We start from the raw sequence: 25,018 nt of genomic DNA on the forward strand, positions 1-25,018 counted from the left end.
TTTGATCGGAAAACGCTTATCGGCGCGAGAACTGCCTTAGCCCTTCGACATCAAGGATGCTCATCCTTGTATCCTGGGCAATAAATCCGTCGTCTTCAAGTTTGCGCAATGCGCGTGAGAATGTTTCCGGGGTGACACCGATCCGGTTTGCGATGACATGCTTGGGTACGATTTCCGCATCGTCAGACTGCGAGAGCAAAAATCCGGCAAGGCGCTGCGATGGGCTTCGCTGGCGCAAATCATTGAGCTCCCTGTAGAAAAACCGTTCTCTCTCGATCAATGACTGCATCATCCGACCAATCATCGCCTTGTCATTCCTGAGGCGATTGACCAGTTGCAGCCTGCTGATTGCGATGATCTGGCTGCCCGGATCGCATTCGGCAGATACCGGATACTTTTGCCCGGAAAGGACCACAGCCTCGGCAAAAGACTCGCCTGCTGAAACAAGATGAAAAAGGGCGACACGCCCGTCACCGAGAATTCGAAACAGACGCACCTGCCCCTTGATGACAATAAAGAACTGTTCGGCGGGCTCCCCCTCGCTAAACAGCAATTCACGGCCGTTATAAATCACAACGGTCGCACCATTTGTCATCGATACGATTTCATCGCGCGAGAAGGCAGAAAGAACTGCCACCTTCGACATCAGACTGAAATCCGCATCATTCAGGTTACGGCGTGACATGATCGGCTCCAAACTCTGTCCGAGCTGACTGCGATGGTTGAAAACTGCTTCTGCGATGATGTCGACCGCAATTCACATGATCGGCCAACAGCGAAGACAACTCCCACCACGTGCCAACCGGTGCGAGCATGCCGACTTTCTCATCAGACCGGGAATTAACAGAAGCCGGAATATCAATGCGGCAATGCGCCCCATCCCCCGTCATAAGGGGAACAAAAAGAGCATTTCTGCACCTTGTCATGTTTCGCCAGTTGGCGAGAGACGGTTGGCCATCAATCTGGACATTGTAGATTTCGTCGTGATCAAGATGGTGCGAAAGTATCGCTCGCAACTGCTGCATTTCGGGCGACGGGCAGATGTCCTGCTTCTGCCCGTGAGCCACCAGAAAAATTGCCTTTTTATCCTTTTGATTTCCACCGGCCTTTAATCGCTGGGCAATTCGTGCCGCCAACATGCGGTCATATCCAGACAAATGTCCTGCGAATGGCAAAAGTGCCTCCGCTTCCAACCGGGCATCGGCAACAAGTGCGGACAGTTCCGCCACCAAACCGGCGCCCGGCGTAAAGAACAGGGGAAAGACAAGCACGTCAGACGCCGAATTCCGCGTCATGACCTTCAACACATTTCCCGCTGATGGCGTTGATCGCAAAAATGAAAGGCGGATGTCGAAATGCGGTAACTGACGTTGCAGATGCGCGGAAAACATCCCGCCGGGCACTGCACCAGTTCGTCGCGTTCCATGCGCGACAATCATCAAAACCGGATCGCAGACGGACATAACCATTCCCCTGTTTCACTCTCTCTGAACGCATTTTGCGGGCTTTTCCCCCAAGCGTATTGACTCCCGTCAAGAGTGGAACGGCTCAAAACCACAATGTTCATATGGTTATTTGATCATCATCAAGGCTGGCTCGCGTCGAAAGATCAAATCTCCGCAACCGGGAGCGAAGGCTTTCATTTTCCTAATGGAGGGACGCATGAAACTCACAACTCGGCTGAGACGGTCGGCAGCGCCGCTTGCACTTGGTTTCGGCCTTATCTTTGCCTCGGTGGCAATCGCCCAGGAAAAACATCCTGAAAGCGAAAGCACCTATGAACCCAGTCTCGAGTCACTTCCGACCGATGGGTCGCAACCCGGTACACACGAAGGTGTGCCAACGATGACGGCCGATGAATTCAATCAGGGCCGCAAGATTTTCTTTGAACGTTGCGCAGGTTGCCACGGCGTTTTGCGTAATGGTGCAACCGGCCCGGCCCTGACAACGGACCGCACCCGCGATCTTGGTTATGACTATCTGCATGACTTCATTACCTATGGATCGCCAGCTGGTATGCCAAACTGGGGAACCTCCGGAGATTTGACAGAAGAGCAAATCGACATCATGGCGCGATATGTCATGCAGGACCCGCCTCAACCGCCAGAATGGGGTATGGCCGCGATGAAAGAAAGCTGGAAAGTCATTGTTCCAGTCGACCAGCGCCCGACCCAAAAAATGAATGATCTCGATATCGAGAATCTGTTCTCGGTCACACTTCGTGATGCGGGTCAGATCGCACTGATCGACGGCCACGACTACAAGATCAAATATGTCATCGACACTGGATATGCCGTTCATATTTCACGTGTATCCGCGTCCGGGCGCTACCTCATGGTTATCGGTCGCGATGCAAAAATCGATATGATCGACCTATGGATGAAGGATCCCAAGATCGTTGCAACGATCAAAGTTGGTTTGGAAGCTCGTTCAGTCGAAACTTCTAAAATGAAAGGTTGGGAGGATCGTTACGCGATTGCGGGCTCATACTGGCCACCACAATTCACAATTATGGATGGCGAAACGCTTGAGCCACTTAAAATCGTCTCTACTCGCGGCATGACATATGATGAACAGGAATATCACCCTGAGCCTCGCGTTGCCGCGATTGTATCCTCACATTACAACCCGGAATTTGTCGTTAACGTTAAGGAAACCGGCAAGGTACTTCTGGTAAATTACGAAGATCTCGACGCCTTGCAAGTCACTTCAATAAGTGCCGAACGGTTTCTCCATGACGGTGGTTTTGATTCATCCGGTCGATATTTCATGGTTGCCGCCAATGCTCGTGACACAGTCGCCGTTATAGATACCAAAGAACGTAAACTGACCAAACTTGTCGAGGTCGGCACAACCCCGCATCCGGGTCGCGGGGCGAACTTCATCCACCCGGAACTCGGTCCGGTCTGGGCAACCAGTCATCTTGGCGATGACACCATTGCATTGATCGGTACCGATCCGGAAAAACATCCGGAAAATGCGTGGAAAATGGCGGCATCCATTGACGGGCTCGGTGGCGGTTCACTGTTTATCAAAACCCACCCGAATTCGAAAAACCTTTGGGTTGATGCGCCGCTAAACTCGGATGCCGAAATTTATCATTCGGTTGGTGTCCTTGACATCAACAACCTTGATGCCGGTGTTGAAACACTGCCGATTGCCGAATGGGCCGATCTGGGCGACGAAGGTGCCCAGCGCGTCGTTCAGGGTGAATATAACAAACAGGGTAATGAAATCTGGTTCTCTGTCTGGAACGGCAAAGCTGAAAAGTCAGCCATTGTGATTGTTGATGACAAAACCCGGAAGCTCAAGAAGGTCATCAAAGATGATCGCCTTGTGACCCCGACGGGCAAATTCAACATCTACAACACCCAACACGACATCTACTGATCTGCAGAACCGGAGGCCATCCACGGCCTCCGGACTTCCCGCATTTGAAACCTTGCCAAAACAGGGGAAAAGCCATGCAAAAATCCGGGCGTATTTATCTTGTCGGAGCCGGACCAGGCGATCCTGAATTGCTGACCATCAAGGCAGCACGCCTTCTCGACCGCGCGGATGCCGTTATCTATGACCGGCTTGTCTCCGATGAAATACTTGAACTGGCCAACCCGTTTGCAGAACGCGTTTATGTCGGAAAATCCACAGGATCCCACAGCCTGAAGCAGTCCGAAATCAATACGCTTCTGGTTCATATGGCCAGAAAACATTGCCACATCGTTCGTCTGAAAGGCGGGGATCCGTATATTTTCGGACGCGGGGGTGAAGAGGCAGAATGGCTCAGCCTGCATGATGTTCCGTTTGAAGTTGTTCCCGGAATTACAGCCGCCGCAGGATGCATGGCACAACTTAATCTACCGCTGACCCATCGCGGTCTGGCAACCAGTGTACGTTTTGTCACCGGTCACATGCAGGCAGACGCAGAACCCCATCACGACTGGCGTTCTTTGGCCGATCCGGACACTACGCTTGCGATTTACATGGGGGTCAAAACCATGCCGGTAATCGCGGGCAAACTGCTTGAACATGGGCTGCCCACCGATACGCCGGTGATGATTATCGAAAATGGTTCGACACCGGATCAAAGACATTTCCGCAGCACATTGGGCAATGTCTGTGACGACCTGAACCGGCTGGATTTTGATCCGCCCTGCATGATCGTCATTGGCCGCGTCATTTCACTGGCGGATCGACTATCACTGCCCGAGGCCGAACTTCTATCCGAAAGCCGGTTTGACCAAAACGCAGCACCCGACTTCCCCGATGGGGGTCTACGTTATGCCCATACTGCGTAATTCCCTCGTGATCCTGATCACCACGCTCGCTTTGGCGGGGACCTATTCAGTAAGTGCGGAAAACGCGACTTCTTCCCGAAGCCCCCATGCGCTGGAGCAAATGGTGCGTCAGGATTGCGGTTCCTGTCATGGCCTAACGTTTAAGGGAGGTCTGGGATCGCCCCTTTTACCGGAAAGCCTTGCGGCTTACAGCGTCGAGGATTTGACAACCATCATCCTCGACGGATTGCCCGGGACAGCCATGCCACCCTGGCGCGCAATCGTGACACCCGACGAGGCCACGTGGATGGCCCGCTATCTGAAAACAGGAGAACCCGAATGATGCGCATTGCATTTTCGGCCCGCATTCCTTCCACCGCGTTACAGGCAACCCGCAACCTTTTGGTTGTTGGGGGCATTTTGCTTTTGGCGGGCTGCGCAAATATCTCATCCGTTCGCGGGACGGCTGATCTGGCAACCGTCGTTGCCCGGGCCACTGGCGAAGTTGCTATCCTTGACACCAGCACCCGGCAATTTATCGGGATCGTTGAAGGCCTTGGCGATCTGTCACATGCATCGATCGTCTATTCCCGGGACGGACGGTTCGCATTCGTCTTTGGCCGCGACGGGGGATTGACCAAGGTAGACATTCTCAAACATGAGGTTGTCGTTAGAACCTTGCAAGCGGGCAACAGTATTGGCGGAGCCATCAGCCAGGACGGCAGACTGGTGGCGGTTGCCAATTACGAACCCGGCGGTGTCCGCGTTTTCGATAGTGAAACCCTCGAACTGCTGGCCGATATTCCTGCAATCATTGACGGCAGTTCGGATCGTTCAAAAGTCATCGGGCTGGTTGATGCGCCGGGGAACCGGTTTGTTTTCAGCCTTTGGGATTCCGGCGAAATCTGGATAGCCGACTTCTCAACCGGCAACGAGCCAAAGATCAACCGCTACAAAGATATCGGAACACAGCCCTACGATGCGCTGATCACATCTGATGGTCGTTATTACATTGCCGGTCTGTTTGGCGAAGACGGCATGGCATTGCTTGATCTTTGGCATCCGGAAAATGGCGTGCGCCGCATCCTTGATCATTACGACATGGGCCAAGAACGCTTACCCGTTTACAAAATGCCCCATCTTGAAGGCTGGGCGATTGCGGGGAAACGCGCATTTGTACCCGCCATCGGTCGCCACGAAGTTCTCGTGATTGACACCGAAAACTGGCAGCAGATCGGACGTATTCCCGTCCATGGACAGCCCGTTTTCGTCATGGCTCATCCCGACAACAGGCATGTCTGGGTCAATTTCTCGGTCCCGGATTACGACACGGTCCAGATAATCGACACGGAAAATCTGGCAATCGTCGGGGAACTGAAACCCGGCACCGGTGTCCTGCATATGGAATTCAGTCCACGTGGCGATCAGGTCTGGCTGTCGGTGCGCGATGACAACAAGGTCGTTGGATACAATCCCTACACGCTCCAGCCGATTGCCGAACTTCCGCTCCCCAGTCCCAGCGGCATTTTCATGTCTGACCGTGCCGGTCGGATCGGGTTGTAGGAGGCCATCATGAGCACCGAACTCACCCGCCTTCAGACCCGGCTGATCGAACATTTTCAGCGCGGATTTCCGACGACGCCACGCCCGTTTGAAACCATCGCCAGTGAACTGGGCACCAACGAAGACACGGTGATTTCCGCCATTTCCGATTTGAAGGACAAAGGTTATCTCGACCGGATTGGCGCGACCTATGCGACCGGGCGCGCAGGGGCATCAAGCCTTGCGGCGATGGAAGTTCCAGATGATCAGCTTGAAAAAATTGCAGCCCAAGTCAGCCACTTTACCGAAATCAATCACAATTACGAACGCGAAGATAAACTCAATTTATGGTTCGTCGTAACCGCCGCCGATCAGGCCAGTCTGGAAACGGCAATCAAGGCAATCGAAACCAAAACCGGCTTACCGGTATATCGGATGCCGATGATCGAACATTACCGTCTCGATTTGGGATTTGCGTTGAAATGGAACTGAGCAATCTTCAACACCGGCTGATCGAAAGACTGCGGGACGGCTTGCCACTTGGCAAACACCCATATGCCGACATCGCCAATGACCTCGGAACGACCGAGGGAACGGTGATCGAAACGCTTGAACAGCTTATCGCCCACAAGGTTATCAACCGCTTTGGCATGATCATCCGTCATCGCGCACTTGGTTATCAGGCCAATGCGATGTGCGTTTTCGATATCGGTGATGATGCGGCACCCGACATAGGCAAGGCGATGGCAGCCCTTCCCTATGTCACATTGTGTTACCGCCGGGAACGGGTTGCCGGGGTTTGGCCATACAATCTTTATTGCATGATCCATGGTCGAGACCGGCTGACAGTTCGGGCACAAATCCGCCACCTGATTGCGCGTCTGGAACTGCATGATGCGCCCCACAAGGTTCTTTTCAGCAAGCAATGCTTCACCCAGCGGGCGGGCAAATATGGCGCCCCGAGGGCATCCGTATCCTTGCCGGCGCCAACAGAAACTCGCGCAATTCCCGATGAAGTCAGGGAAATATCATGAACAAGCTTGAACGCGACCTGATCAACAATATGCAGGGTGGTTTTCCGATCTGCGCGCACCCGTTCCAGGTGCTGGCCGAACGTCTTGGTTATGACGAACAAACCGTCATTGACGGTGTCAAAAGGCTGATCGCGGACAGATATGTCAGCCGGTTTGGGCCGCTTTACAACACGGAAAGACTTGGTGGTGCTGTAACCCTTGCCGCGATTGCAGTCCCACCTGATCGCTTTGACGAGGTCGCGGAACAGGTCAACGCATGCGAGGAAGTCGCCCACAATTACGCCCGTGAAGATGTTCTTAACATGTGGTTTGTGATCCTTGCCGAGGATGAAGAAGCGCTTCAGGACGTCATAAAGCGGATCGAAAACACAACCGGGCTTGGGGTTCTGAGCTTCCCAAAGGAACAGGAATACTTCCTTGAATTGCATCTGGAGGTTCCCGAAAAATGATTTCCTTTCTGAACCAACCAGAACTACCGGAACTTGACGAAATCGATCATGCCCTGATCCGTGCGACGCAAACCGGATTGCCTTTAAGTCCCACGCCATACGGGGATATCGCGTTGGGCCTTGGACTTGGCCCGGATGAAGTTGAACAGCGCTTGCAACGTTTGCTTGATGTTGGCGTCATTCGCCGTATCGGCATCATCCCCAACCATTATCGGCTGGGTTATCGCGCCAATGGCATGAGCGTTTGGGACATCGACGATAAAACCGTTGATGCCATGGGCGAGATGATCGGAAAGCTGGATTTCGTATCGCACTGCTATCGCAGGCCGCGCCACCTGCCCGATTGGCCATTCAACCTGTTTGCCATGGTCCACGGAACAACACGCGAAACGGTCGAGGCCAAGGTCGAAGATATCCGCAACCGTTTGGGCGGGAATGTCCGCGACCATCGCATTCTATACAGCAACCGTATCCTGAAAAAAACCGGCCTGCGTTGGCGCAAAAGCGGAGAAAAGAAATGTTGCGGTTAAGCCAGTATATCCGTGCTGCAATCGATATTGCCGAGAATGGCACAGCACCCGTTACGAACCCCCGCAAACATGCCCCGCTTTCCAACAGCGGACCTGTCGTTATCTGGAACCTGATCCGGCGGTGCAACCTGACATGCAGGCACTGCTATGCCTCTGCCGTTGATAAGGATTTTCCCGGTGAGCTAACGACAAAACAGGTTTTCCATACCATGGAAAATCTGCGTGATTTCAATGTTCCTGTGTTGATCCTGTCGGGTGGGGAACCGCTTATGCGGCCCGATATTTTTGATATTTCGGCCTATGCCAAAGAACTTGGTTTCTATGTCGCACTGTCGAGCAACGGGACCCTGATTGATGATAGAAACATCGATCAGATTGCCGCCGCCAACTATGACTATGTCGGGATCAGTCTGGATGGACTTGGCGCAACACATGATTATTTTCGCCGTCTTGAAGGCGGTTTTGATCTTGCCCTTCGCGGGGCAAAACTGTGCCGTGGTGCCGGATTGCCGGTTGGCATTCGTTTCACCATGACCCGCGAAAATTATCAGGACCTTGCCGGTCTTCTGGACCTTGTGGAACAGGAAAAGATCGACAAGTTCTATTTCTCGCATCTGAACTATGCCGGTCGCGGTAATCACAACCGCAAGGATCACGCATTTTATAATATGACCCGCGAAGCGTTGTTGATGATGTTTTCCCGCTGCGAAGCAGATGTCAAAGCAGGCATCGCGCGCGACTACGTGACGGGCAACAACGATGCCGACGGGGTTTTCCTGAAATTCTGGATTGACGAACATTACCCCGCAGCATCCAGCCAGATCGAGAAAATACTGCAACGCTGGGGCGGGAACGCATCGGGTGTCAATGTTGCCAATATCGATAATCTGGGCAATGTCCATCCCGATACCATGTGGTGGCAGCACACATTGGGCAATGTCCTGAAACGTCCGTTTTCGGAAATCTGGCAGGATATCAGTGATCCCTTGATGGCCGGGTTAAAACAGCGTCCCCGTCTCGTTCACGGACGCTGCGGCGAATGCCGGTATCGCGATATTTGCGGCGGCAATACGCGAACGCGCGCCTATCAGTTGACCGGCGATCCTTGGGCCGAAGATCCGGGCTGTTATCTTGATGATGCAGAACTTGGCATTGTTGGCGAACATAACCGTCTTGAAACCGTTCCATTTTCCGCGACCAGACGTCACGGTCAGGTGGAGGTCACATCATGATCCCCATCGTTAAGCCTGTTCTGGCGCGGATTTGCCTTGGAACGGTATTGGTATCCGGTTTGATCAGCACAACGAACGCGTTTGGCCAAACCGCACTCTCTTCCGCGCAGATTGCCGATGCCAACGCGCTCTATGCAACGCATTGTGCTGCCTGTCACAATGGTGACCGGTTGGGCGGCATGGGCCCGGCGCTTTTGCCCGAAAGCCTTGAAAAATTGCGAGGCAATGGCATTTCGGATGTCATCCGCGATGGCCGCGCGGCAACGCAGATGCCGGCCTTTGGCGAAACCCTTGCCGCAACGGAAATCACCCTTCTAGCGGACTGGTTGCGCCAACCGATGGACAGGTCACCGGAATGGGGCATGTCCGAAATCGTCCAAAGTCACGACGTTTTCATCGATCCGGCGGAACTGCCCGACAAACCGAAATTCAAAAGTGATCCTCTAAACCTGTTCACAATTGTCGAGGCGGGCGATCATCACGTCACGATCCTTGATGGTGACACGTTCGAACCCCTTGATCGTTTTCCGACCCGCTTTGCCTTGCATGGCGGGGCAAAATATTCACCGGACGGTCGGTTTGTCTATCTGGCGTCGCGTGATGGATGGGTCCAGATGTATGACCTTTATTCCCTGCAAACCGTTGCTGAAATCCGGGTCGGCCTGAATACGCGAAATGTGGCGGTATCCGATGACGGCCGATATGTGATGGCGGGCAACATGCTGCCGCACAATCTGGTTCTGCTGGATGCACGGGATCTGACACCAATACGCGAGTTCGCCGTTATCGGTGATGATGGCAAATCATCGCGTGTTTCGGCGGTCTATACCGCCCCTCCGCGCCATAGCTTTATCGTCGCCCTGAAAGACCTGCCCGAAGTTTGGGAAATTTCCTATGCCGATGATCCACGTCCGGTCTATCCCGGTTTCGTTCATAACTACGAAGCCAATATGGTCGAAGCACTGGACGTTCAGAACGGCCCATTTCCGGTAAGGCGTATTCATCTTGGTGATGGTCTGGATGATTTCTTTTTCGATCAGGATTATCGCCACCTGATCGGGGCGGCCCGCAATGGCCGCGATGGACAGGTGATCAACCTGAATGTCGGCCGAAAGGTGGCCGACATTGCCTTGGAGGGCATGCCGCATCTCGGGTCGGGCATCACCTTTGACTATCAGGGGCATTCGGTGCTGGCCACCCCCCATCTGAAAGATTCCAAGATCAGTGTGATCGACATGGAAAGCTGGAAAACCATCAAAACCATCGAAACAAAAGGCCCCGGATTTTTCACCCGCAGCCACGACAACACGCCTTATGCCTGGGTCGATGTATTCTTTGGCCCGGACAAGGATGTTGTTCATATCATCGATAAACGCACACTCGAAATCGTTAAAACGCTCCGCCCGGACCCCGGCAAGGTGGCGGCCCATGTGGAGTTTGATCGCAGCGGCCAACACGCGCTGCTGTCGATCTGGGACGATGACGGCGCAATCATCGTTTACGATGCCCAAACATTCGAAGAAATCAAGCGCATCCCGATGAAAAAACCGGTTGGGAAATATAATGTTTTCAACAAAATCACCTATTCCGCCGGCACCAGTCACTAACACCAGATCAGCCGTCACGCGATGATTTAGCCATCTTGTGGCGGCGTGAAGATACGCCCTAGTGGCTTGACAAAATCACCGCCCCCTGTGCGGCCAGAACACCGGCAAAAATCACAATAAGAAAGGCAACAAACAATCCACGCCATCCGCCCGCGGATGGCCCAAGCCCAAGATAGTATCGCAAGATCAACCATGCCTTAAAGCTACCCACAGCCATAATAATTGTGGCTGGCACCAGACCAAGCATCGTGGCTGTGCGTTCTTCTCCCACAAGCGCAAGGACCAGTGACAGGATGGTCGTGCTGGTTGCGATCAGCCAGACCAGAATTGCTGTTCGCATCGATAAAGCCTGCGTGTCGCAAGATTTGCCAACATTCCTTACGACATCATCGGATTTCGCACTGATGGTACAATGATGGTCCATAATTACCTCATCGCAACAGATAGATCACAGGAAAGACCAGCACCCAAACCATATCGATCATATGCCAGAAGGCGGCACCGGTTTCGATGTTGGTTAAATTGGGCCAAATGGAAACAATCCCCAAAAGACCAAGCCCCATCACCACATGCAGCGCATGAAAACCGGTGATGAGATAGTAAAGCGTGAAGAACGTACTGCTTTCCAAACCGATCCCGGCATCGATTTTACTGCTATATTCCAGCAGTTTTATGATCAGGAAAGCGATAACCAGAATTGCAGTTGCCGCCATCCAGCCTCGACACCGCAAAACAGCATTTTGGCGTATGGCATGAACGGCGAACACCGCGAACAGACCGCTTGTCAGTAAAACAACCGTATTAAGCCCGCCCATAACACGATCAAGACGCAGTTGATCCGCCGCAAACCCAGACGGGTCGCCAATTCTTGCCGCGGAAAATGTCAGCAGAAAAGCCCCGAAAACAACCAACTCCGACAGGATCAGGACCCACATCAACGGATGCCCGGGCAAGGCTTCAAGCCCGCCCCAGGCATCAGCCCCGGCAGAAGAAGTTACCGATACACTGTGATGATCACTTTCATTCGCGGGCGAGATATCATGTTGTGCCATATTTTCCTGACGAGCTTGCATATTATCACCCGTTTTCAAGATACAAGCTGGCGATAGATACGTGGTAAAGCCGCCGGAAGGTTTTCCAGCTTGCTGACAATTGCGTGCCCGCCTGCCCCAAAGATATAGGGGAAGTAATCCTGTGCCCTTTGATCGACCGTTACACCGAAAAGGCCAAGCCCTGCCTTTCGGCATTCACGTACCGCACGGCGGCTATCCTCTATGCCGTAGCGACCTTCGTAATGGTCGATATCATTTGGCTTGCCATCCGTGATTACCAGCATCAACCGGTGTTGGTGCGGTCGATCCCCCAACAGCTTTCCAACATGGCGGATGGCAGCCCCCAACCGCGTGTAATACCCTGGACGGAGCTTCTGTATCCGGTCCTGCGTAGAACGTGACCATTCCTCGTCGAAGTTCTTGATCGCATTAATACGCACCCAATCCCGACGACGTGATGTAAAGCTGAAGATACCAAACTCGTCCCCACATTCGTCCAGCCCACCAGCCAGCACCGAAAGCGCCTGCTTTTCAACATCGAGAACCCGTTGATCCTGTATCCAGGCATCGGTCGACAATGATACATCGACCAGTACCGCAACCGACAAATCGCGTGCCCGTCGAACCGTGTTCAGATACAGCCTGTCACTGAGTTCTCCACTGCCTTTCTGGTCACAGCGGGCGCGCACCAATGCTTCGAGATCAAGCTCGCTTCCATCACTTTGCGCGCGCAGAATTTCATGGCGCGGCCGAAACGCTTCGAATTGGCGGCGAACCTGGCGGATTTGTCGCCGTTCGGTTTCACCCGGATGCCAGACATCACACTCACTGACTTTTTCATCACCGGATTGCATGACGACTTTGCAGAAATCCGGGCGATACGATTGATGACGGTAATCCCATTCCGGATAGGTCCATTCACCAATCACGCGTCCTTCATCAGCTTCGCGTGGCGGCAGATCCAGATCGAAACGCAATTTGGTTGCCGCTTTGCGTTTGCAGTCGGAAATTTCCATTTCGTCAAGCTCGTCAGCCGCTTTCTTTGCATCCTGCTCGTCCTCGTCATCCATCGGCCGATTGACATTGACCATCTCGGCTATCGAAAGGATTTTTTCAAACCGGTTTAATGCGAGGGGATCATTGCGACCAGCCTGATCATTCTTGCGTCGGCGAGCGCGTTTTTTACGTTCCTGACTGCCGTCTGACGAATTTCCATCCTCGTCCGTGTCGGTATCGGCAACACGACTGGCCTTGCCCGAACAAATGGCTTCGCCCCAAAGCGGAACGGGAAGGAACGGCGCATAACGACGCGGTTGCATACCCGCAACATCAATCATGCCCGCAATATCGCCATTTGCGTCAACGGCGTTAACAACAGGCCACAGATCGTTTGCGTCCTGTTGATCCGCAGCCCCAAGAATCTTCAGAACACATTCTTCGATCTGCTGTTCGCATCGGGGCAAGGGACGAACCGGTCGCAACGCCAGAAACGCATCATACAGGCGTTGCCGCAAACCGATGATGCCTGGGAACTGGCGACACACATCCTGATCGGTTTGTCGTGCCCGGGAAAGCCGCATGATGTCGGCCAATAACGGGCTTTGCGAAATGTCCGCCGAAATGGTTTGCGGCTCCGAAACCGCGAACCATGCCATCAGCCAGATATAAAAATCACGGTTAAGATCACGGGACGGAAACAGTGAAATGGACGCGGGCAGCTTTACCGATGCCTCGTTCATTTCGGCCATCGTGATCTGTTCATCCACCAGACCGATCCGTTGCCGCCAGCGTAGCCGATGCCCCGAAACCCGTTTATCAATCTGGGCAAATTCCAACGCCGGGTCGCCACCAAGAGTGCGAAAAATCACCGGCAAATGAACGCGCAATTCAGCAAACGTGATCGCGTGTTCAACATGATCGCGATAGCTTTCCTGATTGCGTGATGCAATCCGGTGCCAGATCATGCCGACCTGTTCTTCGAATTCCAGAAAATCGAAACTCATCATCGCCTCCCGGCTGTCAGCCCCGGATAATCCCGATGGCCTCGCGAAGGCCCGCCTTGATATCCGCATCATCCGACAGTGGTTCGATGATGGCCGCATTGATGGCGTCATCAAATGCAACATTGGCCATCAAAAGCGTCGCGCCATAGACCAGCAACCGGGTTGAAACAGCTTCTTCAAGATCAATACCGGTAAGCTTGCGAATATTGCCCGCAATGCGCACCAGAAGGGCTGCCCGTTCAACATCGATCCCGGTTTCACGCATGATGACCGCTTTTTCGGTTTCCGCGTCCGGGAAATCGAACTCGACGGCCAGAAAACGCTGTCGGGTCGATGGTTTAAGCTGCTTCAGAAGGTTCTGGTAACCGGGGTTATAGGACACCACCAGCATGAAATTGGCAGGAGCTTCAAGCATCTCGCCCGTCCGGTCCAGCGGCAACAGACGCCGATCATCCGTCAACGGATGAAGGACCACCGTCACGTCCTTGCGCGCCTCGACCACCTCATCAAGATAGCAGATACCACCGTGGCGGACCGCACGTGTCAACGGACCATCCACCCAAACCGTTTCCCCGCCCTTGATCAGATAGCGCCCCGTCAGATCCGCAGCAGTCAAATCGTCATGGCAGGAAACGGTATAAAGCGGAACGCCCAGCTTTGCAGCCATATGGGATACAAAACGTGTTTTCCCGCAACCGGTCGGTCCCTTTAACAACAAGGGCAGATGCTGCTGCCAGGCTGTTTCAAACAGCTGCTGTTCGTTGCCGGTAGACTGATAATAAGGAACGTCTTGCTGGGCGAGTACGTCTTTAAGAGCGGTCTGCATTTGAATGCTCCTTGGAAAATGGAGAGGCCGAAAATGACAACGACCGGTCGCGGGAACCAACCGGTCGTTGTCCGCCATGTGTCGTCATGGAAGAGAGCATGAAATCGAACACACAGACTTGATTGCCGTCATTCGGCAGGCTGACGTGCCCCGGCTGTTACGCGTGCATCACGCGGTGCCACCACCAGTGACCAGATAATCATGGTGACACCGATCAGCACGACAACACCCGATCCCAAGCGCGTCCAGTAGAACAGGGCAACCTGGTCCTGGACTTCCATGTAATTCATTCCCAGAACACGTTGCAGATGGGTCTGAACGACACCCGCAAATGTCAGGGTAAAGGTCATGAAGGCCATCGCACTGGTCGTGATCCAGAAGCCCCACATATTGAGCTGCTGGTTATAAGGTTCACGCCCGCGAAGATAAGGCAGCGCATAGGTGAAGATTGCCAGATTAAGCATCACATAGGCCCCGTAGAAAGCCAGATGGCCATGTGCTGCGGTAATCTGTGTTCCGTGGGTGTAGTAATTGATCGACGACAGGGTATGCATGAAGCCCCATACGCCCGCGCCAAAAAACGCCATGACCGAACATCCAAGCGACCAAAGCAGGGCCGCCTTGTTCGGATGATCCCGGCCGCCTTTCCAAACCATGTAGAAGCAGAAAACAACCATGGCAAAGAACGGGACGACCTCAAGCGTGGAAAACACATTGCCGATCCACTGCCAATATCCCGGGGTTCCGATCCAGTAATAGTGATGGCCGGTACCCAGAATGCCGGTAAACAGCGAAAGTGAAACCATGACATAAAGCCATTTTTCAACGACTTCGCGATCAACACCCGTCATTTTGATCATCAGAAACGCCAGGATCGACGCCATGATCAGCTCCCATACGCCTTCAACCCAAAGATGCACGACATACCACCAGTACATCTTGTCCACCGCAAGGTTGGACGGATTATAGAACGCAAACAGGAAAAGCAACGCGACGAACCAAAGGGCAACCATCAGTACGTTTGATACTGCGGTTTTCCGGCCCTTAAGCAGTGTCAGCGTCGTGTTGTAAAGGAACATCAGCGCCACGACGACAATGCCGACCTTGATCGGCAATGGCTGTTCAAGGAATTCACGCCCTTCGTGATAGCCAAGGATGTATCCGACAACTGCAGCAGCGGTTGCCGCCATGAACAGCCAGAACTGGATGATCGCCAGTTTCGGGCTGTGCAGTTCGGTTTCGCATTCTTCGGGCAGCAAATAGTAAGCAGCTCCGAAATACCCCATCAACAACCAGACGATCAGGGCATTGGTGTGGATCATGCGAATGACGTTGAACGGCAATAGTTCGGACAAGACGTTTGGAAAAACATAGACAGTGCCCGCCACCACGCCGAACAGAATCTGGGCTGCGAACAATGTCAGCGCGCCGTATATGTAATACAGCGCAACCTTTTGCGATTGATATTTCATTGTAGCCTCGTTTCCATCAGCACCGGATTATCCCGCCTCGTTTGGCGGCCAGTTCTGGGTGTCGATTTCACTGGTCCATTTCAGGAAGTCGACAAGCTCATCGAGCTCCTGATCTGTAAGGTTGAATTGCGGCATCTGGCGGCGGCCTTCGATGCCTGTGGGCTGTGCGGCCATCCATGCCTTAAGCATATCGCGCGCACCTTCCGGATCATCTTCACCGCCATACCGCACCCAGACATTGCCAAGTTCAGGTGCGAAATAGGCACCCTCGCCCAAAAGCGTATGGCAGTTGATGCATGAATTGCGTTCCCAGACATGCTTGCCCGCGACAACCGATGGCGTCAGCTGATCCTGATTGCTGGACTCGTTGACGATATAGTTGTGGCTGTGCAAGGTCAGTCCGATAAAGATGACCAGAAAGAAGATCGTTCCGCCGTAGAAGATGTTTCGGGCGGCAGATTTTGTCAGTCGTTCCGACATGTGAACGGATCCTCACTCCGATTGGCAGTTCAGTGCCGCTCTGTCCCCAAAACGGCGTCATGCAATCATTTCCCGACTGGACGTTTCCCACCTTGACTACCGTCAAACGAAAAAAGCCCCGTACAATGGCGGGGCAGGTGGGGTCGGAAATGCACGGCAGGAAGGATAAGGCAAACCGCGTCAGGCTATTCAAAACGCGGAAACAGTATTTCATTCTCAAGATGGATATGCGCCACCAGGTCTTCGACCAGCTTGGCCGTACCGGAATAAAGCGCCTGCCATGAACCGCAGACACCGTCGGGCAACGTGAAATTATTGGTCAGCTTTTGCAGTTTATGGATGGCTTCGGCATGCTCGTCATGTTCTTCGCGCATGCAATGGATCGGCATGATCAGGGGGATTGTGCTGGCACTGTTGCGTTGCATTTCGCGCATCGCCGGAAACAGAACCATTTCCTCTTTCGCCATATGGGAATCAAGCTTTTCCGTCATTTCAAACAGCGCGTCGGCCAATCCCGCCGGGGCGTCCGGATGATCTCCGTGAACCGCCTCGACCTTGCGGGCAAGCAGGATGAGTTCGGCCAGTTCATCACAGTGGGTCTGATGATACCGATCCAGAATAAAATCGATGAACGCATTGATATCATTTGGATCCGGCAAGGTCAGTGGTCCCTTGGGCAAATCACACAATTCACGGGCAATCAGACCGGCATCCAGTCCTTTCACACTGGTGACCTCGTCCAGCGACTTGTTGCTTGAACAGCAAAATCCGATTTTATGGCGTCGCAAAACCAGGGTCGCCCCCGGAAAACTCGCGACCAGATCGCCTATCTTGCGATGGATCAGATTTGCTGAATTGGCAGCTTCCTGATCATGGGTGAAATCGGATTTCATGCTGGCGGGCCTCCATCCCCGGATATTGATCCAACCAAGTTTAGGCACCTTCCCAAAAGTCACGTTGACGATGGTCAAGTAGCGCTGCGTGGAATTTTGCGATCCCCCTGCCCGATACTGTCTTGCAAAAGCAGAACCTTTCCGCCTTATCAAGAACCGTAAAAATTCAAATCTTTCAGTGATTTGACGGACATCAACACCTTAAGACCCAAACATGACAATACTTCCGGAACCAATTCGGTCCGGAGTCCGCCGTGTCAATCAAACGCCCGTCATTTACACCCTTTCTGCTGATGAACCCCATCGTTCGAAATGTTCCGGCATTTGCGCTGGAACGTCTGTGCCAGCACGCCATGGAAACCATGTATCGCCGACACAAAGCTGTTTTCGAACGGGTCACCGAACGCGAAACATTTACCCTGCTCGTATGCCCGACGGACCTTGATCTCGACCTTTTCCTTGCCCTTGATCCCAAGGCCCCCGTCCTGCGCCCTGCCCATGAGGGGGATGACAATATCATCGCGGCACGGATCATCGGCCCGCTTCCGGCCCTTCTGGAACTGCTCGAAGGAAAATCCGACGGGGACGCACTGTTTTTCTCGCGCGCATTACGAATAGAGGGCCGGACCGACCTTGTCGTTGCCCTTCGCAATGCCCTGGACGGCGAAGAAATAGACCTGCGTTCCGCCGTCATTGAAAGCTTCGGCGCGTTGGGTCCTGCGGCACGTCTGGCACTGCGCGCGGCCGAAGCGGCATATCGCCAGATGCAATCGGACATGGACCGCGTTGCCGACACCCTGATGTCCCCGATTGAAAAACGTCTGGGCGGACTTGACCGGCGTCTTGGCGAACATGCGGAAAACATTTCAGGGATTCAGAAATCAGTAAAACGTCGCACGCCGCGCATCGGTCAGACCGTGCTGTCGGGTGATGATTTCGCCCTTCCCGATCCTTCATAACCGACAAACACATACAGGGATTTCATGGAATTAGTTTGCCCGGCAGGAACCCCCGCCAGTCTGCGTGCCGCCGTCGAGGCCGGTGCGGATGTTGTATATTGCGGTTTCCGCGATGCGACCAATGCCCGCAACTTTCCGGGGTTGAATTTTTCCCGACCCGAACTGGCCGAGGCCGTTACATTCGCACATAGACATGGCGTGCATGTCTATCTGGCCTGCAACACCTATCCGCAAGCCGGTTCCGAAGATATCTGGCACAAGGCCGTCGATGATGCGGTTGCAATCGGCGTTGATGCGGTAATCTTGGCCGATATCGGTTTGCTGCGCTATGCGCGCGATAAACACCCGGATGCACGTCTGCATCTGTCGGTTCAGGCATCCGCCTCGAACGAGGAAGCCATTCGTTTTTACCACCGCGAGTTTGGCGTGCGTCGTGTGGTTCTGCCGCGTGTCCTGTCGCTCGAAGAAATCCGGATGTTAAACCGGCGCATTTCGGTGGAAACCGAAGTTTTTGCCTTTGGCGGCATGTGTGTCATGGCCGAAGGTCGCTGTTCGCTATCTTCCTATGCCACGGGGGAAAGCCCCAACATGAATGGCGTTTGTTCGCCAGCAGCCCACGTCCATTACGAGGAACGCGGCGACAGCACCGTTTCCCGCCTTGGCAATTTTACAATCAATGTTTACGGCAACGATGAAAAGGTCGGATATCCGACCCTTTGCAAAGGCCGGTTTCGCGCCATGGACAAGGCCGGTTACCTGTTCGAAGAACCCACCAGCCTTGACGTTACCGCAATCCTGCCCGAACTCGCCGATGCCGGTGTAACCGCCCTTAAGATAGAAGGACGCCAACGCGGCAAGGCTTATATCACGCAGGTTGTCGGCGCATTCCGCGCGTCCCTTGATCGCATTGCCAATGGGCAAACCGGTACGCGCAGTAATCTGGCTGCCCTTAGCGAAGGTCAGGCAGATACAACAGGTGCCTATCGGAGAAGCTGGCAATGACAAAATCAAGACTGGTCATGGGGCCTATTTTGTTTCACTGGGACGAAAACCGTAAAAAGGATTTCTATGCCCGGATCGCGGATGAAACCGACATTGATACGGTACATGTTGGCGAAGTCGTTTGCGCCAAACGCATGCCGTTTTTCGACAAGCATCTGCCTGACATCATCGAGCGGCTTCAGAATGCCGGAAAGGAAGTCGTCTTCTCGACACTGGCCCTCGTGATGAATGAACGCGAGATCGCCCAGCTTCGTGAAATTGCCGAAATGCCGGACCTTCTGATCGAAGCCAACGACATATCTTCCATCGGCCTGCTTTCCGGCCGCCCGCATGTCGTCGGGCCGTACATCAATACATATAACGAAAGCACCTTGGACTACCTGATTTCCAAAGGTGCGCATCGCGTATCCCTTCCCTGGGAATTGCCGATGTCATCGATCATAGCGCTTTGCAACGCGCGGAAATCTGCCGAGATCGAAGTCCAGATATTCGGGCGTGTCCCGCTTGCCATATCAGCCCGGTGTTACTCTGCACGCGCACATGGCTTGCACAAGGATGGCTGCCGATATGTCTGCGGCGAGGCCCTTGATGGCATGGATGTCGAAACGCTGGATCATATACCGTTTCTTGCCGTCAATGGTCTGCAAACCCTGTCCAGTCACTATCTGGAATTATCGACCGCCGTTGATGATCTGAAAGATGCTGGTGTTACAGCCTTCCGAATTTCACCGCACACTCTTGATATGGTGCGTGTTGCCAATCTCTACCGTCGTCTGATTGACGGTGAAACCTCGTCTGACGAGGTCAGGCAATCGTTGCTGGAAATGCAAAACGATCTGGCTTTCGCCGATGGCTTCCTGCACAGCCTTCCGGGTGCGGATCTCCGGGAAACGCTTGGTTCCCGGGCAGAATAGCCTTCCCCACCGCGCAAATATCCATATCCCGAATACAGATATGAAAAGGGCCACAGCCTGATGAACTGTGGCCCTTCGATACATTGTGCAGGGGAGTGGACAGCTCAATGTATTGACGATGGTTGGAGTATAATTGATTTGCTTTGATACTCCTTGACGGTCGTCAATTAGGACTGCCTTTGCGGGTTTCCTGCTTTTGGATCACACATCAATTTCTATTTCCTGCGCCTCGCCCAAAGGCACAAGAAGGATTTTTCGAACAGGCAGATGACGCGCTGCATGCCGTATTTCGGTTTCACGCATCATCGAAAACGCGGTTGAAAACGCATCGGCATCCGTTGCGGTATCTGCAAAGACACTCACCCTCTCCCACAAGGCGGGCGAATGTCCGCTGCGCGGGTCGATCAGATGGGTATAATTCCCGTTCAAACTGAACCTGAATCCCGAACCTGACGACGTTGCCAATGCACCATCATATATCCTGATTCCACTGGACGACTGCGCATCGTTCCCGCCAAATCTTACCGGCCATCCCGTATCGTCTATTCTGGGGCCAATCGCGTATTTTTCGCCAAGGTCAACCAGCACATTCTTCATGCCATGTCGCCGGAAAACCCCCGCGACACGGTCGGTGATATAACCCTGTGCCATACCATTCAGCGTGACCTGCATGCCCTGCTGCGCAAAGGAAACCCGGTTCGGCTCAATCCGGATTGCCTCATATCCGATCAAGGATTTCAGCCTCCCGATTTCTGCCTGAACTGCACCTTTATCAGTGATAGCGATCTGCTGCGACAGTTCTGTTAGCCGCGCCCAAACAGTCTGGACCGTCGGATCGAATGCGCCATCGGTATGTCTGGAAATCATGACCGCGCGCGACATCAGTTCAACAAATTCCTGTTCGGGGTTTTCGACAAATCCATCGCGATTCAAGCGCGAAATTGTCGCATCCGGCCGATACAGACTGAACATGTTTTCCAGTCGTTCGATTTCGGAAAGTGCCGACGAAATCATTTCATCGGCCTGATCTTGCGAAAGGCCGTCCAGATAGATTGCAGCCTCTGCACCAAGGGCGGTTCCCTGCCAACGATGCAGCTTATCTGACGCGGCGAAGACCTTGGGGGATACCAAGGCAATTGATGCCGCACTGGCAAACAGGGTGATAAAGCGACGACGGTTCAAGTCTGTCATGACGCACCTCCGTCCGAAGGTCCAAGATCAAAAACGTAGTCATCAGGGATGTCTTTGTAGTCGACAATCTGCCCCCCATGCGCGGTTACGAATGACTGGGCTGCGGCAAGGGTCCCGAATGGCACGGCTTCGCCAATTCCCATGCCGCTTGTCATGTCACTGCCGATCACGAAATGTGCGCTATCAATGACCACCCAATTTGGTGGCGGGGATTGCCAGTCGGCATAACCGGTCATGTCATTTACATAAATGACAGCCACGTCACGGGCTTCACCGGGCATAAGCGTAAACGCAATCGCGTCACGTACCGACGGGAACCATAAAATTTCGCCATTCGATTTACGGTGCAGCTGGGCCTTTGGCCCCGGATGATCGGCAACAATCATGCCGCAGAAAAAGCCAGAAACATCGCGTGTCAGATCCTGCGGATCGGGACGCGCGACAATCTCTTGCTCGCGACATCCCGCAAGCAGGATCGCCCCGAGAACGACAAACGGTAAAATGGCTTTCATAACTGCTTCCTCCGAAACAGCACCACCGCCAGTATCAGCGGAACAACAACCCACATGCCGAGCGAGAGCACGGGTGCGAAACCGTTACCGATACCTTCAAGGTCCGATATCACCAGCCCGGCAGCAACCCGGACATCCTCAAAACCCGAAAGATTGATCATGCGAAATGCATCAGCCGGATTGACAGTCAGAAGCATATCGAAAACCGGTGCGCTTATGCCTTCACCGCCATCGGCAACCAACGCCCCCAAAAGCGCCATGTCATAAACGATCACCAGACAAAGCCACACACCAAACGCCAGAGCCGCCGCGGCACTCCGTTGACGGGGCATGGCACTGATGGCCAATCCAAGTGCGACAAAAGCCGCCCCCAGCACAACCGAACTCCCTATCAGAACGCCAAAGGCCATCCAGTTAGCGCTTTCAATCCCTCCGTAAACAAGGACAAGTGCCGCTGATCCGAAACCAAGAATAGTTGCCAATCCAAGGCCCAGCGTCTGGCCCAGAAACTTTCCGATAATGATGTCGGATCGCGACAGCGGATAGGTCAGCAACAAAAGCATTGTCCCGCGTTCAACCTCGCCCACCAGCGCGTCATAGGACAGCAACAACGCCATCAATGGCAGCAAAAAGACCGAAAGGCTGGCCAGACTGACGATCGTAACAGCCAGTTGATCGACGCCAACGGTGCCCGCCGGCGCACTTCCCAGAAAAGTAAGGCTTAGCGAAAACAGGACCAGCGCCGCGGTCGCGCCTAAAAACCAGCGATTGCGAATTCCGTCCCGAAATTCCTTGATTGCAATGATGACAAGTTCTCTCATGACACCACACTTTCTTTCTGGAAATGCATGTAGAGATCGCCAAGCGACGGCAACCTGATGTCAACGTCGTCAAGCTCCGGCACGGTGGCCGACAGATGCCGCAATACGTCAATCTTGCGTTCAGATGGCAAGGTCAGATCAAGACCATGGTCGTTGATCCGCTCGCAGCCGATCCCGTCGGGAATTTTTTCAGCACAGGCGGCCCCCATTCCCGGTCTGGTGATCAGACGGATATGCACCGGCAGATTGGCCCGCCTGCGCAGATCATCGATGGTTCCCGATGCAATCAGTTGGCCCTTTCGCATGATCGCAATTTTACGGGTATGGGCTTCAAGTTCCGTCAGCGCATGCGACGACAGAATGACCGTCACACCACTGTCTTCAAGTTCGCGCACGATGTCATAAAAGGCGTTGCGCAATTCCGGATCAAGGCCGGTCGTGGGCTCGTCGAGCATCAATATCCGCGGATTGCCCAGCAATGCCTGCGCAAGACCAAGACGCTGACGCATCCCTTTGGAATAATGCCCAACCCGCTTATGCGCGGCTGCAGCAAGCCCGACACGTTCAAGGATCCGTGCGCAGTCTGACACGGGATGGCGTTTCAACCGGGCAAAGAAAGCCAGCGTCTCCGCACCGCTCATGCTGTTATAAAACGCGATATTTTCCGGAAGATATCCAAGAAATGCATGCGCGTTCTTTCCGCGATGGCGGGATGTGCTCTCCTCACCAAGAATGCGGATATTTCCCTTGTCAGGACGCATAAGACCAAGGATCAGCTTGATAAGTGTCGTTTTACCCGCGCCATTATGGCCAAGTAACGCAACACTCTCGCCTGCGCCAATTTCCAATGACAGATCGTTGACAGCGTTTTGCTGATCGAACGTCTTGGTCACTTTTTCAAGAAGAATTGCAGGATCATTCGGCATGATAGCCGTCTCCTTCAAATCGGGCGATAACCGGCGGTGCCATTAGCGGATGACTGTCAATCACGCCCCCCGGATGCAGTGCCGGAAACCGGGACTGCGCCCATTTCAAAATCTGTATTGCGGGTGCATTCAGCAAAAGCTTGGCGGATGGATGGGCCCAGACGACCTGATCAAGCATGTCATTTGGCCGATAGGCCCGATCCCCAAGACCATCACCATCCAGATCGAACGCGGCATTATCGCTCCAGTAATTTCCGCGACCGTTTTCAGACCATTCAAGCCAGCGTGTGCCGACATACTTGACCTGTGTCCGGTTGCCGGAAAACGCATTGCCAACAATGACATTGCGTTCCGATCCGGCTGTAAACTGCACACCGATCCCGCAGCCCTCGAACCGGTTTCCCCGAAAATCGTTCTTGTTGGAGTTATAGATAAAAACGCATTTCTCGCCGCCGCGATCCACGACATTCCCGCTAAATTCGGACTTATTGGCATAGTTCAGCAAAATGCCGTGGTCACGATCCCCGCGTGACAGGTTGTTCGTTACCTTCAAACCATCCGAAAACATCAACGCATAGCCGACCGTATTGTCAAAGGAACGGTTGTCCCGGATTTCGCTGTCATGCGTATACATGTAATGAACCGCAAAACGGACATTGCGAAATTCGTTACCGATGAACCGGTTCTGTTTGCTGGTCGTCACAAAAATACCGTCTCGGCCCTGTGATATTGCGTTGCCGACAACAACCGATCCCGGTGTGTTCCAAAGCTGCACCCCATTACCACGCTCGTTGACCCGCAGGTCCTGCCGGCCGACGATGATATTGTTCCGCACTGTCGCGTTTTCCGGACCGGAAAGATAAATGCCGATCAGATTGTCACTGATCACACTGTCTTCAATAACGGCACCGTCGCCATTGGGGGTCACAAAAACCCCGCTATCCTGTGTTGATAAATCCAGCCCCGATCCCGTCACGGTGACACCGCGAAGCATCACATCCGGTCCGTCGATGGTAATCACATTGCCGGTTCCATTCCCGACAATCCGGACATCATCACCACCTTCAAGCATGACCGGACGATGCAGAATGATCGGCCCGGAATAATCTCCCGGGCCGAGCAGAATCCGGTCACCGTCCTGTGCCGTGTCGACAATCTCCTGCAATCCCTTATCTGGCGGGCTTGCCTCGATTTCCGACGCATGCAGCGACGAGAATGTTGCCCCCCAAACCGCCAGCGCAGATAAAGCGGTTCGAATGGCAGTCTTTGGACGGATGACCGGAAACATCGTGCTTATCC

27 protein-coding genes are annotated in these 25,018 nt (G+C 53.7%); 13 read left to right on the forward strand and 14 right to left on the reverse strand.

Features of this window, described 5'->3' with window-relative positions; all coding sequences use genetic code 11:
* Positions 1 to 16: 16 nt before the first annotated feature.
* A complete protein-coding gene (locus BC440_RS01805) occupies positions 17 to 685 on the reverse strand; it encodes a Crp/Fnr family transcriptional regulator (RefSeq protein ID WP_063095025.1) in 669 nt (222 codons plus the stop codon).
* On the reverse strand, positions 672 to 1,463 hold the full coding sequence (locus tag BC440_RS01810) for a hypothetical protein (RefSeq protein ID WP_063095023.1): 792 nt from the start codon (positions 1,461 to 1,463) through the stop codon (positions 672 to 674). The genes BC440_RS01805 and BC440_RS01810 overlap by 14 nt, the downstream gene beginning before the upstream one ends.
* Before the next feature lie 199 nt (positions 1,464 to 1,662).
* Here BC440_RS01810 and BC440_RS01815 point away from each other — a divergent pair, with 199 nt between their 5' ends.
* The 10 genes from BC440_RS01815 (at position 1,663) to BC440_RS01860 (ending at position 10,668) form a co-directional block, all read left to right on the forward strand.
* Entirely contained in the window at positions 1,663 to 3,390 is a 1,728-nt protein-coding gene (locus tag BC440_RS01815) for a nitrite reductase (protein ID WP_063095021.1), read from the forward strand.
* 74 nt (positions 3,391 to 3,464) lie between these two features.
* Positions 3,465 to 4,295, forward strand: a complete 831-nt coding sequence (cobA, locus tag BC440_RS01820; RefSeq protein ID WP_007089814.1) for a uroporphyrinogen-III C-methyltransferase — start codon at positions 3,465 to 3,467, stop codon at positions 4,293 to 4,295.
* Positions 4,279 to 4,617, forward strand: a complete 339-nt coding sequence (locus BC440_RS01825; protein WP_007089815.1) for a cytochrome c — start codon at positions 4,279 to 4,281, stop codon at positions 4,615 to 4,617. Before cobA ends, BC440_RS01825 begins: the two co-directional genes overlap by 17 nt.
* The gene (locus tag BC440_RS01830; protein WP_139189968.1) at positions 4,614 to 5,837 is read left to right on the forward strand and encodes a cytochrome D1 domain-containing protein; all 1,224 of its coding nucleotides are present in this window, start codon (positions 4,614 to 4,616) and stop codon (positions 5,835 to 5,837) included. Before BC440_RS01825 ends, BC440_RS01830 begins: the two co-directional genes overlap by 4 nt.
* Before the next feature lie 9 nt (positions 5,838 to 5,846).
* Complete coding sequence (locus tag BC440_RS01835) at positions 5,847 to 6,308, forward strand: Lrp/AsnC family transcriptional regulator (protein WP_063095019.1); 462 nt, start codon at positions 5,847 to 5,849, stop codon at positions 6,306 to 6,308.
* On the forward strand, positions 6,299 to 6,850 hold the full coding sequence (locus BC440_RS01840) for an Lrp/AsnC family transcriptional regulator (protein ID WP_063095017.1): 552 nt from the start codon (positions 6,299 to 6,301) through the stop codon (positions 6,848 to 6,850). The genes BC440_RS01835 and BC440_RS01840 overlap by 10 nt, the downstream gene beginning before the upstream one ends.
* Positions 6,847 to 7,299, forward strand: a complete 453-nt coding sequence (locus BC440_RS01845; RefSeq protein ID WP_082822633.1) for an Lrp/AsnC family transcriptional regulator — start codon at positions 6,847 to 6,849, stop codon at positions 7,297 to 7,299. Before BC440_RS01840 ends, BC440_RS01845 begins: the two co-directional genes overlap by 4 nt.
* Positions 7,296 to 7,829, forward strand: a complete 534-nt coding sequence (locus BC440_RS01850; protein ID WP_007089820.1) for an Lrp/AsnC family transcriptional regulator — start codon at positions 7,296 to 7,298, stop codon at positions 7,827 to 7,829. Before BC440_RS01845 ends, BC440_RS01850 begins: the two co-directional genes overlap by 4 nt.
* Positions 7,817 to 9,061, forward strand: coding sequence for a heme d1 biosynthesis radical SAM protein NirJ (gene nirJ, locus BC440_RS01855; RefSeq protein ID WP_063095013.1), 1,245 nt, complete (start codon positions 7,817 to 7,819; stop codon positions 9,059 to 9,061). The genes BC440_RS01850 and nirJ overlap by 13 nt, the downstream gene beginning before the upstream one ends.
* A complete protein-coding gene (locus tag BC440_RS01860; RefSeq protein ID WP_063095011.1) occupies positions 9,058 to 10,668 on the forward strand; it encodes a nitrite reductase in 1,611 nt (536 codons plus the stop codon). The genes nirJ and BC440_RS01860 overlap by 4 nt, the downstream gene beginning before the upstream one ends.
* A 58-nt stretch (positions 10,669 to 10,726) precedes the next feature.
* On the opposite strand, the gene BC440_RS01865 is transcribed toward BC440_RS01860, so the two are convergent.
* From BC440_RS01865 to BC440_RS01895, 7 genes are all read right to left on the reverse strand, one after another.
* Positions 10,727 to 11,008, reverse strand: coding sequence for a cytochrome C oxidase subunit IV family protein (locus tag BC440_RS01865; protein ID WP_062947882.1), 282 nt, complete (start codon positions 11,006 to 11,008; stop codon positions 10,727 to 10,729).
* Positions 11,009 to 11,099: 91 nt separating this feature from the next.
* Positions 11,100 to 11,720 (reverse strand): cytochrome c oxidase subunit 3 family protein, encoded by a 621-nt coding sequence (locus tag BC440_RS01870; protein ID WP_082822634.1) that lies wholly within the window; start codon positions 11,718 to 11,720, stop codon positions 11,100 to 11,102.
* Between the two features lie 35 nt (positions 11,721 to 11,755).
* Complete coding sequence (locus tag BC440_RS01875) at positions 11,756 to 13,723, reverse strand: VWA domain-containing protein (RefSeq protein WP_063095009.1); 1,968 nt, start codon at positions 13,721 to 13,723, stop codon at positions 11,756 to 11,758.
* 16 nt (positions 13,724 to 13,739) lie between these two features.
* Complete coding sequence (locus BC440_RS01880) at positions 13,740 to 14,549, reverse strand: CbbQ/NirQ/NorQ/GpvN family protein (protein WP_007089826.1); 810 nt, start codon at positions 14,547 to 14,549, stop codon at positions 13,740 to 13,742.
* 128 nt (positions 14,550 to 14,677) lie between these two features.
* Complete coding sequence (locus BC440_RS01885) at positions 14,678 to 16,021, reverse strand: cbb3-type cytochrome c oxidase subunit I (RefSeq protein WP_063095007.1); 1,344 nt, start codon at positions 16,019 to 16,021, stop codon at positions 14,678 to 14,680.
* 27 nt (positions 16,022 to 16,048) lie between these two features.
* Positions 16,049 to 16,501: a cytochrome c gene (locus tag BC440_RS01890; RefSeq protein ID WP_007089828.1), complete on the reverse strand. Its 453-nt coding sequence runs from the start codon at positions 16,499 to 16,501 to the stop codon at positions 16,049 to 16,051.
* A gap of 185 nt (positions 16,502 to 16,686) precedes the next feature.
* Entirely contained in the window at positions 16,687 to 17,394 is a 708-nt protein-coding gene (locus tag BC440_RS01895) for a DUF542 domain-containing protein (RefSeq protein WP_063095005.1), read from the reverse strand.
* A 254-nt stretch (positions 17,395 to 17,648) separates the two neighbouring features.
* Between BC440_RS01895 and BC440_RS01900 the strand changes: the two genes are divergently transcribed.
* From BC440_RS01900 to BC440_RS01910, 3 genes are read left to right on the forward strand one after another with little or no spacing between them, the layout of a single operon-like run.
* Positions 17,649 to 18,353, forward strand: a complete 705-nt coding sequence (locus tag BC440_RS01900) for an SCP2 sterol-binding domain-containing protein (RefSeq protein ID WP_063095003.1) — start codon at positions 17,649 to 17,651, stop codon at positions 18,351 to 18,353.
* 24 nt (positions 18,354 to 18,377) lie between these two features.
* Positions 18,378 to 19,355 carry a peptidase U32 family protein gene (locus BC440_RS01905; protein ID WP_063095001.1) on the forward strand — a complete coding sequence of 326 codons (978 nt, stop codon included), beginning with the start codon at positions 18,378 to 18,380 and terminating at the stop codon, positions 19,353 to 19,355.
* Complete coding sequence (locus tag BC440_RS01910) at positions 19,352 to 20,269, forward strand: U32 family peptidase (protein WP_063094999.1); 918 nt, start codon at positions 19,352 to 19,354, stop codon at positions 20,267 to 20,269. Before BC440_RS01905 ends, BC440_RS01910 begins: the two co-directional genes overlap by 4 nt.
* A gap of 201 nt (positions 20,270 to 20,470) precedes the next feature.
* Here BC440_RS01910 and BC440_RS01915 read toward each other — a convergent pair whose 3' ends face one another.
* The 5 genes from BC440_RS01915 to BC440_RS01935 are packed head-to-tail and all read right to left on the reverse strand — an operon-like array spanning position 20,471 to position 25,007.
* Complete coding sequence (locus BC440_RS01915) at positions 20,471 to 21,460, reverse strand: FAD:protein FMN transferase (RefSeq protein WP_063094997.1); 990 nt, start codon at positions 21,458 to 21,460, stop codon at positions 20,471 to 20,473.
* Complete coding sequence (locus tag BC440_RS01920) at positions 21,457 to 21,972, reverse strand: nitrous oxide reductase accessory protein NosL (RefSeq protein WP_063094995.1); 516 nt, start codon at positions 21,970 to 21,972, stop codon at positions 21,457 to 21,459. Before BC440_RS01920 ends, BC440_RS01915 begins: the two co-directional genes overlap by 4 nt.
* On the reverse strand, positions 21,969 to 22,793 hold the full coding sequence (locus BC440_RS01925) for an ABC transporter permease subunit (protein ID WP_063094993.1): 825 nt from the start codon (positions 22,791 to 22,793) through the stop codon (positions 21,969 to 21,971). The genes BC440_RS01920 and BC440_RS01925 overlap by 4 nt, the downstream gene beginning before the upstream one ends.
* Entirely contained in the window at positions 22,790 to 23,719 is a 930-nt protein-coding gene (locus BC440_RS01930) for an ABC transporter ATP-binding protein (RefSeq protein WP_063094991.1), read from the reverse strand. Before BC440_RS01930 ends, BC440_RS01925 begins: the two co-directional genes overlap by 4 nt.
* Positions 23,709 to 25,007, reverse strand: a complete 1,299-nt coding sequence (locus BC440_RS01935; RefSeq protein ID WP_063094989.1) for a nitrous oxide reductase family maturation protein NosD — start codon at positions 25,005 to 25,007, stop codon at positions 23,709 to 23,711. Before BC440_RS01935 ends, BC440_RS01930 begins: the two co-directional genes overlap by 11 nt.
* Positions 25,008 to 25,018: the final 11 nt, after the last annotated feature.

Origin of the sequence: Thalassospira sp. MIT1004 (assembly GCF_001858545.1) — a bacterium.
Classification (GTDB): Bacteria; Pseudomonadota; Alphaproteobacteria; order Rhodospirillales; family Thalassospiraceae; genus Thalassospira; species Thalassospira xiamenensis.